The sequence below is a fragment of the Mesorhizobium sp. M0037 genome (genome assembly GCF_040323635.1).
GTDB lineage: Bacteria > Pseudomonadota > Alphaproteobacteria > Rhizobiales > Rhizobiaceae > Mesorhizobium.
Map to the genome: position 1 here is coordinate 160,267 of NZ_JAMYVB010000014.1, position 13,806 is coordinate 174,072.

The 13,806-nt window shown below is 62.2% G+C and carries 16 protein-coding genes; 5 read left to right on the forward strand and 11 right to left on the reverse strand.

Going from position 1 to position 13,806, the window contains the following annotated elements; genetic code table 11:
* The first annotated feature begins 13 nt into the window (after positions 1 to 13).
* Positions 14 to 835, forward strand: a complete 822-nt coding sequence (locus NKJ78_RS21335; RefSeq protein WP_023741491.1) for a DUF2189 domain-containing protein — start codon at positions 14 to 16, stop codon at positions 833 to 835.
* Between the two features lie 63 nt (positions 836 to 898).
* Here NKJ78_RS21335 and NKJ78_RS21340 read toward each other — a convergent pair whose 3' ends face one another.
* The 7 genes from NKJ78_RS21340 to NKJ78_RS21370 form a co-directional block, all read right to left on the reverse strand.
* Positions 899 to 1,297: a cytochrome C oxidase subunit IV family protein gene (locus NKJ78_RS21340; protein ID WP_023733688.1), complete on the reverse strand. Its 399-nt coding sequence runs from the start codon at positions 1,295 to 1,297 to the stop codon at positions 899 to 901.
* A gap of 9 nt (positions 1,298 to 1,306) precedes the next feature.
* Positions 1,307 to 2,029 carry a heme-copper oxidase subunit III family protein gene (locus NKJ78_RS21345; RefSeq protein ID WP_023667664.1) on the reverse strand — a complete coding sequence of 241 codons (723 nt, stop codon included), beginning with the start codon at positions 2,027 to 2,029 and terminating at the stop codon, positions 1,307 to 1,309.
* Positions 2,030 to 2,042: 13 nt separating this feature from the next.
* Positions 2,043 to 2,747, reverse strand: a complete 705-nt coding sequence (locus NKJ78_RS21350) for a cytochrome c oxidase subunit 3 (protein WP_023688233.1) — start codon at positions 2,745 to 2,747, stop codon at positions 2,043 to 2,045.
* On the reverse strand, positions 2,744 to 4,513 hold the full coding sequence (gene ctaD, locus NKJ78_RS21355; protein ID WP_023681631.1) for a cytochrome c oxidase subunit I: 1,770 nt from the start codon (positions 4,511 to 4,513) through the stop codon (positions 2,744 to 2,746). The genes NKJ78_RS21350 and ctaD overlap by 4 nt, the downstream gene beginning before the upstream one ends.
* A 22-nt stretch (positions 4,514 to 4,535) precedes the next feature.
* Positions 4,536 to 5,420 (reverse strand): cytochrome c oxidase subunit II, encoded by an 885-nt coding sequence (locus NKJ78_RS21360; RefSeq protein ID WP_023667661.1) that lies wholly within the window; start codon positions 5,418 to 5,420, stop codon positions 4,536 to 4,538.
* Between the two features lie 228 nt (positions 5,421 to 5,648).
* On the reverse strand, positions 5,649 to 6,575 hold the full coding sequence (locus tag NKJ78_RS21365) for a DMT family transporter (RefSeq protein ID WP_023705987.1): 927 nt from the start codon (positions 6,573 to 6,575) through the stop codon (positions 5,649 to 5,651).
* A 132-nt stretch (positions 6,576 to 6,707) separates the two neighbouring features.
* Entirely contained in the window at positions 6,708 to 7,349 is a 642-nt protein-coding gene (locus NKJ78_RS21370) for a glutathione S-transferase family protein (protein WP_031201796.1), read from the reverse strand.
* 160 nt (positions 7,350 to 7,509) lie between these two features.
* Here NKJ78_RS21370 and NKJ78_RS21375 point away from each other — a divergent pair, with 160 nt between their 5' ends.
* The gene (locus NKJ78_RS21375) at positions 7,510 to 8,424 is read left to right on the forward strand and encodes a LysR family transcriptional regulator (RefSeq protein ID WP_023667658.1); all 915 of its coding nucleotides are present in this window, start codon (positions 7,510 to 7,512) and stop codon (positions 8,422 to 8,424) included.
* 25 nt (positions 8,425 to 8,449) lie between these two features.
* Here NKJ78_RS21375 and NKJ78_RS21380 read toward each other — a convergent pair whose 3' ends face one another.
* From NKJ78_RS21380 to map, 4 genes are all read right to left on the reverse strand, one after another.
* Positions 8,450 to 9,070, reverse strand: a complete 621-nt coding sequence (locus NKJ78_RS21380) for an isochorismatase family protein (protein WP_023739001.1) — start codon at positions 9,068 to 9,070, stop codon at positions 8,450 to 8,452.
* A 172-nt stretch (positions 9,071 to 9,242) separates the two neighbouring features.
* Positions 9,243 to 9,641, reverse strand: coding sequence for a RidA family protein (locus NKJ78_RS21385; protein WP_023667656.1), 399 nt, complete (start codon positions 9,639 to 9,641; stop codon positions 9,243 to 9,245).
* A 197-nt stretch (positions 9,642 to 9,838) separates the two neighbouring features.
* Positions 9,839 to 10,606: a RadC family protein gene (gene radC, locus NKJ78_RS21390; RefSeq protein ID WP_023688238.1), complete on the reverse strand. Its 768-nt coding sequence runs from the start codon at positions 10,604 to 10,606 to the stop codon at positions 9,839 to 9,841.
* 114 nt (positions 10,607 to 10,720) lie between these two features.
* Entirely contained in the window at positions 10,721 to 11,554 is an 834-nt protein-coding gene (map, locus tag NKJ78_RS21395) for a type I methionyl aminopeptidase (RefSeq protein ID WP_023695465.1), read from the reverse strand.
* A 279-nt stretch (positions 11,555 to 11,833) separates the two neighbouring features.
* On the opposite strand from map, the gene NKJ78_RS21400 reads away from it, so the two are divergent.
* The 3 genes from NKJ78_RS21400 to NKJ78_RS21410 all read left to right on the forward strand — a co-directional run bounded on the left by NKJ78_RS21400 (position 11,834) and on the right by NKJ78_RS21410 (position 13,543).
* Complete coding sequence (locus NKJ78_RS21400; protein WP_023681622.1) at positions 11,834 to 12,130, forward strand: DUF982 domain-containing protein; 297 nt, start codon at positions 11,834 to 11,836, stop codon at positions 12,128 to 12,130.
* A gap of 136 nt (positions 12,131 to 12,266) precedes the next feature.
* A complete protein-coding gene (locus NKJ78_RS21405; protein ID WP_023681621.1) occupies positions 12,267 to 12,542 on the forward strand; it encodes a DUF6074 family protein in 276 nt (91 codons plus the stop codon).
* A 332-nt stretch (positions 12,543 to 12,874) separates the two neighbouring features.
* Complete coding sequence (locus NKJ78_RS21410) at positions 12,875 to 13,543, forward strand: DUF2161 domain-containing phosphodiesterase (RefSeq protein ID WP_023688243.1); 669 nt, start codon at positions 12,875 to 12,877, stop codon at positions 13,541 to 13,543.
* Positions 13,544 to 13,806: the final 263 nt, after the last annotated feature.

Here is a 13,806-nt window from a genome sequence, read left to right on the forward strand (position 1 = left end):
TGGAGGAACGGGCATGACAAGTTTTCACGTGATTGCAGGCGCCAGCGAAACGCTGGAACACACCAAAATCCGAAAAATCAGTGTTTCCGATCTTTTCGATGCGCTCAAGCGCGGTGTTGACGATTTTATGGTCAAACCGTCGCACATCGTCTTTCTCTGCCTGATCTATCCGCTTGTCGGCGTGGTGCTCGCTGCCTGGACTTCGGGCGCCAATGCGTTGCCGATGTTGTTTCCGCTGGTGTCCGGCTTTGCGCTTATCGGTCCATTCGCGGCGATCGGCCTTTACGAGATCAGCCGCAGACGAGAAGCCGGGCTCGACACCTCCTGGACGCACGCGTTCGAGGTCAGGAATTCTCCGGCCCTGCCAGCCATCGCCGCAGTCGGGATCATGCTGGTTGCAATCTTCATCGCCTGGCTTTTGGCGGCGCAGGTGTTCTACGAATATCTCTTCGGCCCGGCTCCGCCTGCATCGATTTCGGGCTTCATCAATGAAATATTTGCCACCGGACGCGGCTGGTCTCTGATTGTCCTGGGGCACGCCATCGGCTTCGTCTTCGCCGTGGTGGTGTTGTGCACGACGGTCGTCGCCTTCCCATTGTTGCTCGACCGCGACGTCGGCGCCTACGAAGCCATCCACACCTCGGTGCGAGTTGTGCTGGCGAACCCGATCCCCATGGCTGTCTGGGGACTGATTGTCGCCGTCGCCTTGATCATCGGCTCGCTGCCGGTGTTTGCCGGGCTGGCGGTCGTGCTGCCGATCCTGGGCCACGCCACCTGGCATGTCTACCGCAAGGTTGTGGAGCCGCCATCGTCCGCGAGGACGGTCGGCCTCTGACCCCGCAGATCAACTGATGGGAAGCTTCATCTCCGGTCTTTGACCGGAGATGAAGACTGTGCGTCAGGGCCCCGGTCCGAAGAAGGACAACCGGGTGAGAAGCGTGTAGTCCGCTTCGAAGAGCATCATCGCCACGAACACCAATATCAGAAGTGGCGGCAGGATGATCGCATAGGTCAGCGCCAGCCGCTCCCAGGCCATGTGCATGAACACGGCGACGATCAGCCCGGCCTTGAGGATCATGAAGATCAGGATCAGAGACCATCTGAGATAGCCGTGGATGCCGAGATAATCGACCATGTAGGAGCAGGCGCTGAGGATGAACAGCCATGCCCAGACCACCAGATAGAGCTTGATCGGATGTTCCTGATGAACCTCCGCGACGCCGGTCGGTGGCCCTTCATGCGCATGATCAGAGTGCAGCGCGTGTTGCCCGAGGCCGTTTGCGGTTGCTTCAGCCATGTCAGCCTCTCACCAAAGATAGAAGAATGCGAAAATGAACACCCAGACCAGGTCGACGAAATGCCAGTAGAGCCCCATGATTTCGACGTTCTCGTAGCGACCCCTGCGGCTGGTGAAGAAGCCGGGACGTCCGACGTCATAGTCTCCACGCCAGACCTTTCGCGCCACGATGATGAGGAAGATCACGCCGATCGTCACATGCGTGCCGTGGAAGCCGGTGATCATGAAGAAAGTCGAACCGAATTGTGCCGCGCCCCAGGGATTGCCCCACGGCCGTACGCCTTCGGTAATCAGCTTGGTCCATTCGAAGGCTTGCATGCCGACGAAGGTGGCTCCTAGCGCTGCCGTCAGAAGCATGAGGATTGCGGTTTTGCGGCGGTCGCGGCGATAGCCAAAATTGACCGCCATGGCCATCGTTCCGCTGCTCGATATCAGCACGAAGGTCATGATGGCAATCAGGATCAGTGGAATGTCCGAACCGCCGATGCGAAGCGCAAAGACCTCGCTCGGATTGGGCCACGGCACACGTGTGGAGACGCGCGCGGTCATGTAGGAGAGCAGGAAGCAGCCGAAGATGAAGGTGTCGCTGAGCAGGAAGATCCACATCATGGCCTTGCCCCAGGACACGTTCTTGAACGCGCGCTGATCCGAGGACCAGTCGGCGGCGATGCCTTGCCAGCCTGCGGGCCGCGTCTCCGTTTGGCCGGTATGCGTCAGTGTCGTTTCTGCCATGCTCCTCGACCTCCTAGGTCAGCAACTGCCGGCAAATATCGATGAACGTCGCGGCCCAGCCGGCTAAAAGAGCGAAGATGGCGAGCCAGACGAAAAGCAGGAAATGCCAGTACATGGCGCATAATTCGACGCTGAGGCGAAGCCGTTCCGGCCGTGCCCCGTTCCAGGCGCCGGCGGTTGTCCTGCCCAGGCCCACCAGCCCTCCCACTATATGCAGGCCGTGCATCCCGGTTATCAGGTAGAAAAAACTGTTGGCCGGATTGGAGGCCAGAAAATAGCCATCGGCGGTCAGGTCCCGCCATGCCATGAGCTGCCCGATGAGGAAGGCGATCGCGGTGAGCCCAGCCGCGGCAAGGCCGAGCCTGACCGTGTCCATCTGGCGCTTGCGCGCCGCGATCGAGGCGCATTGCAGCGCAACGCTGCTCAGCACCAGCATGCCGGTGTTGAGCCAGAGCAGGCGTGGGATGGGCAGCGGCTGCCAGTCCGACAGCGCCATACGCATGAAGTAGGCGCTGGTGAACAGCGCAAACAGGCAGCCGACCACGGCGAGGAAGACACCGAGGCCAATCTTGGCGGTCGGCAGGCTCGATCGGTCGAAGGCGACAAAATCTCCTGCCACACCTTGCTCGAGCCATGGTTTCGCCATCAGCCGCTGATGCGAGAGCCACCAGCCGGCAAAGCCGGCGATCACGAGAAGGAAGACCAGGATGACGCTCATGCCGGCTCCCTGGAGGGACCGAACGTGCCCGGCATGTTTTGCGGAATGAAGTCCTCCTTGGCGCCCGGCACGCTGTAGTCATAGGCCCAGCGATAGACGATCGGCAGATCCTTGCCGAAATTGCCATGCGCCGGTGGCGTCTGCGGCGTTTGCCATTCGAGTGTCGTGGCTCGCCATGGATTGCCACCGGCCTCGCGCCCATGGCGGATGCTCCAGATAAGATTGAACAGGAAAACGATCTGGGCGAAGCCGACGATAAACGCCATGATGCTGATGAACGAGTTCAGGTGATGCGCCGACTCCGTCATGACCGTCACGTCGGTCAGTTCGGCATAGCGCCGCGGCACGCCCATCAGGCCGATGTAATGCATGGGAAAGAAGATCAGGTAGGCGCCGAGAAATGTGACCCAGAAATGGAACCGGCCGAGCGTCTCGTTCAGCATCCGGCCGGTGACCTTCGGGTACCAGTGGTAGATCGCGCCGAAGATGACGACGATCGGAGCAACACCCATGACCATATGGAAGTGGGCGACGACGAACATCGTGTCCGACAGCGGGACGTCGACGACGACGTTGCCGAGAAACAGCCCGGTCAACCCGCCATTGACGAAGGTGACAATGAAAGCCATGGCAAACAGCATCGGTATGGTGAGATGGATGTCGCCCCGCCACAGCGTCAGCACCCAATTGTAGACCTTGATCGCCGTCGGGATGGCGATGATCAGTGTCGTGGTGGCGAAGAAGAAGCCGAAATAGGGGTGCATGCCGCTGACATACATGTGGTGCGCCCAGACCACGAAGCTCAGCGCGCCGATGCCAACGATGGCCCAGACCATCATTCGGTAGCCAAAAATGTTCTTGCGCGCATGCGTGCTGATCAGATCGGAGACGATGCCGAAGGCCGGCAGCGCCACGATGTAGACTTCCGGGTGGCCGAAGAACCAGAACAGATGCTGGAACAGGATCGGGCTGCCGCCATTGTGCTGTAGCTGTTCCCCCATCTCGACGACTGCGGGCATGAAAAAGGAGGTTCCAAGCGCGCGGTCAAGCAGCATCATCACGCAGGCGACGAACAGCGCCGGAAAGGCGAGCAGCGCCATGACGGTGGCGGTGAAGATGCCCCAGACGGTCAGCGGCAGGCGCATCATCGTCATGCCGCGCGTGCGGGCCTGCAGCACCGTCACGACATAGTTCAGACCGCCCATGGTGAAGCCGATGATGAAAAGGATCAGCGAGACGAGCATCAGGATGATGCCCCATTCCTGGCCACCAGGTGTGCCGGTCATGATGGCTTGCGGCGGATAGAGCGTCCAGCCGGCGCCGGTCGGTCCGCCGGGCGCAAAGAAGCTCGACACCAGCACCAGCACGGCAAGGAGGTAGATCCAGTAGCTCAGCATGTTGACATAGGGAAAGACCATGTCGCGGGCGCCGACCATCAGCGGGATCAGGTAGTTGCCGAAGCCGCCGAGGAAGAGTGCCGTGAGCAGATAGATCACCATGATCATGCCGTGCATGGTGATGAACTGGTAGTAGGCCTCGGGGGTGATGAAATCGAACGTGCCGGGGAAGCCGAGCTGCAGCCGCATCAGCCAGGACAGCACCAGCGCGACCAGGCCGATGGCCGTTGCGGTCGCCGAATACTGGATGGCGATGACCTTGGCGTCCTGCGAGAAGACATACTTCGTCCACCAGCTGTGCGGATGGTAAAGCTCCATTTCCGCGACTTCGGCGGGCGGGACGGCATCTGCAGGCGTGATATCGACCATAGGCGGAGCACCTCCGTGCCCTTCAGCGGGACCCGACAGTTTCGAGTTTTGCCGCAACTTCTAGAGCTGACGCCGTCGCGTTGCCCGGCGCCTGTTCCACCGAGCCCGTCTGCTGCGGCGCCGACAATTGCGCGAACGTCTGCTGCTGGTCGAGCCAGGCCACATAGTCCTGCTCGGTATCGACCATGACGATGCCATGCATCATCGGATGCCCCTGGCCGCACAGTTCGGCGCACAAAACCTGGAACGTTCCGGTCTTGGTGGGGGTGAACCAGAAATAGGTGACCGAGCCCGGTATCATGTCCATCTTGGCGCGGAATTCCGGAACGTAGAAATCGTGCAACACATCGATCGAGCGCAGCAGCATCTTGACCGGCTTGCCGACCGGCAGATGCAGGTCGGCCGCTTCGACCACGACGTCGTCCTGGCCGCTGGGATCCTTGGCGATCACGCCCAGCGGATTTTCAGCGGTGACGTCGCGGGTGTCGGATGTGCCGAGTTTGCCGTCCTTGCCGGGCAGGCGGAAGCTCCACTGCCATTGCTGGCCGACGACTTCGACCACGGTTGCGTCGCTTGGAACGTTGACGAACCGGCTCCAGACAAACAGGCCGGGAACCAGCATGGCGGTAACACCCACTCCGGTGACGATCGTCAGCCACCATTCGAGCCGCTTGTTCTCCGGTTCGTAGGCCGCCTGGTTGCCTTCGCGGTGACGGAAGCGGAAAACGCAATAGGCCATGAATAGGACGACCGCGGCGAAGACGACGCCGGTGATCCAAAAGGTGATGATGATGGTGTTGTCGATATAGTCCCAATTCGAGGCAATCGGAGTCCACCACCATGGGCTCAGGAAGTGGAACAACACCGAGCCCACGACGATCAAAACGAGTACAACCACTATGGGCATGTCCCGTTCCTCCCGGTATTTCAGGGGGCGCGAAGCCGTCCCGGGAAAATACCAAGTGCATCATGCGTGATTTGCGATCGAAATTCTAGAGCCGGTTGTGGAAGGAGCGAAAAATTGCTTCTGCGGCGCCCGGACCTTGCTTCGTTGGTGACGCCGGAGCGACACCTGACCCCCCAAATCAGGGAGGGCAGGGGCTGGTTTGATTCGGCTTGCCTTGTTCCAGCGGGATCAAAGCGCCTTGATGATGATGCAGCCGGCCAAAAGCAGCACGACGCCGGCGAGCCGCATGCCGGAGACAAGCCGCTGCGGCAGGCGGAACCAGCCGAAGGTGTCGACGAAGATGCCGGCGACCTGCTGGCCGGCCACCGTCAGGCTGACGGCAGCTGCCGCTCCGATGACGGGGATGGCGGTGAACACGGTCGTGACATAGGTGGCGCCGGCAAAACCTCCGAGCCAGCCCCACCAGGGCATCGACGACAGGCCGGCGAGGCGAGGGCGGGGCGTCTTCGTCAGGGCAAGCGCGATCAGAAGCACCGCGGCCATGGCCAGCATCGCCACCAGGAACGAGATGGTGCCGACCGCAAACGGCGCGCCGCCAAGGTCGTGCCGAAGCAAGGCGTTTACAGCGCCTTGCACCGGAAGCACGGCGCCTGCCAGCAGCGCCAGTCCGATCCACCCTGGTCTTGAGGATGCGGTATTGTCGGCCGCGCCCTTCTGTCCCAGAACGATGAGGGCAGCCCCGGCAAGCAAGACGAGCATGCCGAAGGCAGGCCCGGCTCGCAGTCCGGCTTCGGGGATCCCGAGCCAGCCGAACGTGTCGAGGGCGAAGGATGCAAGCATCTGCCCAGCGATGAAGAGCCCGACGGACACGACGGCGCCAAGGCGAGGGAACAGAAGAATGGTCGAAACGACGTAGAAGGCCGAAGCCATGCCGCCGATCGCATGCCACCATTCGGCTTGCCGAACGGCAAGCAGAGCCGGTGTCGTTCCGGTGAGGGCCGTGATCGACAACAGCACGATGGCGCCGACCGCGAGCTGAAGCGTGGTCGCGGCAAAGGGTGAGCCGACCGCCTTTGAAAGTTGGGCGTTGGCGCCAGCCTGCACTGCGAGCAGGCCACCGGCGACAAGCGCCAGAGGGATGAAGAGGATTTCCACGATCGTATTCCTTGAATGCGGGGTGCGGCGGCTAGGGCATGACCCCAAAAAGTGGGTGCCGGTTTTTGGAAAAGATCATGCTCCAACAAAGGGTTAGATCATGATGAGATTTCAACCAAATCTCATCATGATCTAAGCGGCAGCCGATGCTTCGGGCAGGGCGGGAACGGCAATGCCTCTGACAACTGCGGAGCGTCGGCCTATGGCGGCATACCAACGCGCCAGGTCTGGCGCGTCATCGAGGCTGAGGCCGAGCCTGGTGACGGCCGCGTTGATCCATGGCCATGTCATCACATCGGCGATGCCGTAGCTTTTGCCGACGATGTGCTCATGGTTCTTGAGCCGGCTATCGAGAACGCGGAAGACACGTCCGGTTTCGCGCTCAAAACGCTCGATCACGTAAGGGATTTTTTCCGGCGCGAAGATTTTGTAATTCCACAATTGGCCAAGCGTCGGGCCGACATGGGCCGCCTGGAACAAGGTCCAGGTCAGCGTGTCGTCCGCCTCCTGCGCGCCCACCGGCTGAAGCTTGCCCGACCGTCGCGCCAGGTAGTGTAGGATGGCGCCGGATTCGAAGACCGTGCGGCCGGCGTCCCGGTCGACGATCACCGGGATCTTGTTGTTGGGATTGAGCGCCAGGAAATCAGGCTTGGTCTGGTCGCCCCTTTCGATGTCGACTAAGCGGACCGAGTAGGGCAGGCCGACCTCTTCCAGCATGATCGAGGCCTTGTGCCCGTTGGGTGTCTGGCAGGTGTAGAGTTCTATCGGCGTCATGGCTCTTCTCCGCGACTGTTTCTTTTGTCGTCGGACTCCATATGGCGCGCGTGCATGCGCAGATCGACATGCCGATTCGCCCGCTTGCTCTGCGTTTTTGCACAGCGAAGCGTGATTTTGACTCGCAGAGCGCAGCGCTTTCTTTTATCTTTCTGCAAGAATGCACAGCTCACGCGATATCGACTGGGAAGATCTGCGCATGGTGCTGGCCGTCGCCGATGGCGCTTCGCTGGCGGCGGCGGCTCGGATCCTGGGCGTGAACCACACGACTGTGCTGCGGCGCGTCAACGCCTTCGAGGCGCGGCTGGGTATCCGCCTTTTCGATCGGCTGCCGACTGGCTATGCCCTCACCGCGGGCGGCGAGGAACTGCTGGGCGCGGCACGCACAATGGCCGAGACGGTCAATGAACTGGCGCGCAAACTGTCGGGGCAGGATCTCAGGTTCGAAGGCAGGTTGCGGGTCACCACCACCGATACGCTGATGGCGTCGGTGCTGCCGCCGATCCTGGCGGCGTTTCATAAGCTCCATCCCGGCATACGGGTCGAGGCGATGACGCAGAATTCCATCGCCAACCTGACGCAAAGGGATGCAGACGTGGCGATCAGGCCGGTGTCGCAACCGCAGGAAATCCTGGTCGGCCGGCGCATTTCGGGCGTCGCCTTCGCCGCCTACGCGACACGTTCCTATGCCGAAACGCTACCCCCGGAGCCGAGATTGGGTGCGCTGCGCTGGATCGCGCCCGACGACAGCCTAGCCAACACCGGCGTCGCCCGCTGGATGCGGTCGTCGCTGCCCGATGTCGAGATCGCCATGCGCGCCGATTCCCTGGTGACGATGTCGCATGCGGCGGGCGCCGGAATCGGGGTTGCGGCGCTGCCCTGTTATCTCGGCGACAGCCTGCCCGGGCTTGTAAGGGTCGGAGGGCTGATCGAGGAGATCGGCTCGGCGCTGTGGGTGCTGGTGCACGACGATTTGCGCCGCACGGCGCGCGTCCACGCCTTCACCAAATTCGTCTCCGGCGAATTGCAGCAGCGGCGCGACCTTCTTGAGGGCAGGCTCGGCGCCGGAGCTTGAGACGCACGCCAGCTGACGCTGGGGTTCAACTCCGCAACAGGTTCCCAAGCTCGGCAACCGTCACCACGCGCCCGAACACCTTGCCTATGATGTCGAGGGTTGCATTGTGCGATGCCTCGTCCAGTCCGCCATTGGCGTCGCTGATGAAAGCCACCTTGTAGTCGCGCATGAAGGCGCTCCGCGCGGTGGATTCGCAGCAGATGCTGGTCACGGTGCCGATGATGATCACCGTGTCGACCCGGCCTGCGCCACGGATGTTGCGCAACACGGTCTCGAGCTGCGTGTTGTGGAAGGCATCGTAGCGGTGCTTCTTGATGACGACATCCCCAGGCAAGGGCGCAAGCGCGGCGACGATTTCGGCGCCGGCGCTGCCTTCCCGCATTCCTTTGGTTTTCAGCTTCGGCTGATAGCCGGTTTCCAGCGGCGAGATATCGAAATGGTCGCTGAGCACATGCTGGGTGTAGATAACCGGGACGCCTTGCGCGCGGCAAAGCTCGACCACCTGCCGCATCGCCGGAATGCGATGGCGGGCCATGGCCACTTCCATGACGGCGCCCTCATCGACAAAGTCGCTTTGCATGTCGATGACCAGAAGGGCTGCGCGTTGCTTGTCGAACGGCCATGGTTCGTCGCCGGGCTGGGGCATTGCGTGTTTCCTGTTTCCGACGCTGATCAGGTGAGCAGCAGGCTCTTCATCGAGACATCGCAATTCCTGCCGATGACGATGTGATCGTGGATGGATGGAGAGATCAAAGTCGTGGCAATCTCGCAGCGAGCTCCGGGATTGGTTTGGGCGACTTGACGCGTCCTCGCTTGGCCTACGGGTCGATGACCGCGATCGCATCGATCTCTATCAGGTAGCCGGGAGACATCACTGCTATCCCGACCACTACGTTTGCCGGCTTGTGATCGCCGAACAGCTCGACCTGGGCCGCTTCGATGATCGGCACGTGTTCGTCGCGTTTGTAATCGACGATGTAGATCGTGATCTTGCAGACTTGCTCGGGCCGAGCGCCGGCGGCAGCAAGCGCTCGGCCGAGATTCCCGAACGCCAGGCGCGCCTGGACTGCGAAATCACCATGGCCAACGAGCTTGCCGTGTATGTCTTCTGGCTGCTGGCCCGAGACGAACACCAGCTTGCTTCCTGTCGCAACGACGACCTGGGAGTACATTTCCGGAATCGGCAGGTCATTTGGATTTATGCATTCGAGCGTCATTGAATAGATCTCCTGCAATGGCTGTCGGGAACTGGCTGCTTCGTATTCGCGGGTCTACCACATTGTCGCCGAAGCGGGCGCTTCCGTCGCAATATCACTTCTACACCGCAACCGTGGGCATTTGGGCCAAAGCGGAATGTTGCTGATTGGCTCGCGAGCGGTGGCGTTTGGGTTGACGGCGCCGGCGAGCGTCGGGCTCAGATCAGCAGCAGGCCCTTCATCGAGGCATTGCCTTTCTTGCCGATGATGATGTGGTCGTGGACGGCGATGCCGAGCGGCTTGGCGCTGTCGATGATCTGCTTGGTCATTTCGATGTCCGCACGCGATGGTGTCGGATCGCCTGATGGGTGATTATGCACCAGGATGACGGCGCTGGCCGACAGTTCCAGCGCGCGCTTGATCACTTCGCGCGGATAGACCGGCGTGTGGTCCACGGTGCCGACCTGCTGTACCTCGTCGGCGATCAGCACGTTCTTCTTGTCGAGGAACAGGATGCGGAAATGTTCGCGGTTCTCGAACGCCATCGCCGAGCGGCAGTACGCAAGAAGCTGCGTCCAGTTGGACAGCACCTCGCGGTCGCGAACCTCGGTCCGCGCCATGCGCTGCGCGGCAGCGGCAATCACCTTCAGGTCGACGGCCACGGCGGGGCCGATGCCCTTCACCTCCTGCAGCAGCGCCACCGGTGCGCCAAGCACTTCGCCAAAAGTGCCGAAGCGCGCCAAAAGCGCCTTGGCGATCGGCTTGGTGTCGACGCGCGGGATCAGGCGAAACAGCAGCAGTTCGAGAAGTTCGTAGTCGGGCAGGGCGTCCGCGCCGCCGGCAACGAAGCGCTCGCGCAAACGGTCGCGATGGCCGTGATAGTGTGGCTTCTCCGTCGATTTGTCTCTTGGTGCCTTGTCCTTCGCCGGTGGTTCAAGCCACCGCTCGGAGAAGAACCCCCGTTCGTCGTCGCCACTCTTCCCCATCGACCCCCCCACACTCCCCGAAGGCTTCGACGGCAGATTAGAGCGGTAAGCAGCGCGCGGTCGAGTTTTTTCGGCGACGGCGCCTCAAAGCTGCGGCTTGAGGCGATCTTGTTTTCAGCTGACCGGCGGCAGGCCGGGGCGGTCGAGCTTGTTTGGCGACAGGGTGAAAATCTCGCAGCCAGTTTCGGTGACGCCGATCGTGTGTTCGTACTGCGCCGACAGCGAGCGGTCGCGCGTCACCGCCGTCCAGCCGTCCGACAGCACTTTCACATGCGGCCGGCCAAGATTGATCATGGGCTCGATGGTGAAGATCATGCCCGGCCGCATCTCGACGCCTTCCGAGGCGGTGCCATAGTGCAGGATGTTGGGTGCGTCGTGGAACAGCTGGCCAACGCCGTGGCCGCAGAAATCGCGCACCACCGAGCAGCGCTCGGCCTCGGCATAGGTCTGGATGGCGGCGCCGATGGCGCCGGTGCGGGCGCCGGGCCGGACCGCCGCGATGCCGCGCATCAGGCACTCGTGGGTTACTTCGAGCAGGCGTTCGGCGGCGCGCTTGATGGTGCCGACGGGATACATGCGCGAGGAATCGCCGTGCCAGCCGTCGAGGATGTAGGTGACGTCGATGTTGACGATGTCGCCATCCTTCAACGGCTTGTTGTCTGGAATGCCGTGGCAGACGACGTGGTTGATCGAGGTGCAGGACGCTTTGGTGTAGCCGCGGTAGTTGAGCGTCGCCGGTAGCGCGCCTTGGTCCATGCCGAATTCGAAGACGAAACGGTCGATGGTCTCGGTGGTGACACCCGGCTGGACCATCGGCACCAGTTCATCGAGGCAGCGCGCGGTGAGATCGCAGGCCTTGCGCATGCCGGCAAATCCTTCTTCGCCGTAGAGGCGGATCTGGCCGGTGTTCCTGAGGGGTGCCGTGGCGGCGTCGAGATAGGTGACCATAGTGTCCGTTTGCCTGTAAGCGGGCGGCGCATACCAGCCCGTTAGAAAATTTCCCCAGATTTGGCACTGCAAGCCGCAAGGTTCAAGGAAGAACTGCCGGCAATGGACTGATACTGGCCATATTCCTGGCTTGCGCGGCCGCTCAGATGACATCCAGGTGCGCGATCTCCTCCGAATGCCGAGATCGCACTGACGACACATTTTCGCGCAAAAGCAGCCAAAGCAACTTTTGACGACGAACGGCGTTGCTGTGGTCGACGCCAGTTCGGGAGATATAGAATGGACAGATTGCAATTCGAGGTGCCGGTGCGCATCGCGCCCGCGCCCGGGCTGCCGGTAGAGGAAATATACAGCGTCGAACAGGCGCTGGATATCCTGCATGACTGGCCAAGGAAGCGACAGGGCAAGGTCTATGAAGCGGCGTTCAATGCCTGCTTCGGGGCCACGGTGGATGTGGTCAGGACAGAGGACGCCTGGCGCGCCTTCATGGCGTTTTGCCGGGTCAGTGGCCTGCTGGCCAGGGATATGATGGTTACTGCCAAGCGCGCCGGCGAGGCGAGGGGCCTGAGGGTCTAGAGTTCTGCTTGCCCTGGAGGCCGGCCAACCGACTCGTTCCAATCGGCGGGCGTTAAGGTTCCGTTTCCGACTTCACAGCTAGGCATGAGCCATAGAGCAGCGTCTGATTCGTTGCGTCGGTTTCATGGTGCTAAACATGTCTTCAGCCAATGTGCGTACCTTCCCGCTAGATCGGCAGACCGTGCTGGTGCGCGAGGTCGCCGCAAGGCTGGGCAGACTGCACGGCGACACGGCCACGTCGTTCTGGAAGGCCACGGCGCGCGAACTCCTCGACAAGGCGGTCGCGGCCGGCTGCGATGCGGCTTCGGCGGCCAACGATGTCCGCCGGTTTTTTGCCGCGGTCCAGGACGAGATGCATTTCAAGGCGGACGATGCCGCACCAGGGCAGCGCCGGACGCGCACCCGCCCCTAGCCTCAAAACACACGCGTTCATCATTGTGTGGCCAACCGTGGACCGGTCTTGGCGTCGACGGATCTCGGGTCCTACGCTGTCGATTGTGCCGTCCCAGCCACGGCGAGCGCCTTGTTGAACGCGAGACAGGCGATGAAATACTGGTCGCGCTCGGCCCTGGCGACGTCGGTCATCGCCAAGGAAATCGTCGAGCGCTATGGCGGGACTATCATGCCGGAGACCTGCCTGACGGCCGCCTTTGCAAACAGTGGGTTTCAAGGCGGCTTAGCGCAAGGCGTCGGCCTCTCGGCGATCCCTGTGCCGACCCGATCCGAATCGGCTATGCCTGCGCGATGCAGGAAACGTCTCTCTACATCCCGGTGAAGCGGTTTCTCGAGAGCCTGGAATTCACGGTCAAGGGCGAAGTCGGGCACTGCGATATCGTGGCGGTACGCGACGGCGAGCCGCCTGTGCTGGTCATCTGCGAACTGAAATTGCAGTTCAACCTCGAACTGGTGCTGCAAGGTGTCGATCGCGCGGCGGCATGCGACGAAGTGTGGCTGGCCGCGCGCATGTCGGCGCGTGGCAAAGGCCGCGAGCACGACCGCCGTTTTCGCGCGCTGTGCCGGCGGCTCGGCTTCGGGCTTCTGGCTGTCAGCGGCAAGGGGGAGGTCGAATTGCTGCTCAGCCCGGCCGCTCTGCCGCCGCGTCGCGATCCAAAGCGGCGCTCGCGGCTGATGGAGGAACACCGGCGCCGGCGCGGCGATCCGGTGGTCGGCGGTGGCTCGCGAGCCCCGATCATGACGGCCTACCGGCAGGATGCGCTGGCCTGCGCCGCAGCCATGACCGACGGGCCGAAACGCCCGCGCGATCTGAAAGCGATTTCGCCGCGCGCGGCCAGCATCCTATTGGACAATGTCTATGGCTGGTTCGCCAGGGCCGAGCGCGGCGTCTACGCGCTGACCGAGGGTGGCCACGCGGCGTTACAGCGCTGGCCGCAGGTAGCGCACGACCAAGGGTGAGTGGCCGGAGATTGCCGCGAGCAGGCGCCGAGGGAAACCTCGGCACGGCAGCCGCTGTTCGCCGTTTCAACCGATGCGCCGCGCCACCCTTCCAGCCGCTGCTAGTTCGGCGGCTGCCGCGAGGCTTCCTGTTTTCCTGAAAGATCTGGTACGCCCAAGGGGAATCGAACCCCTGTTACCGCCGTGAGAGCGCTGTTTCTCGGTATCTCTGGAAGCCTGCGCTAGCCCGTATTTTCCTCGGCAAAGCCTTATCATGCAAGGAA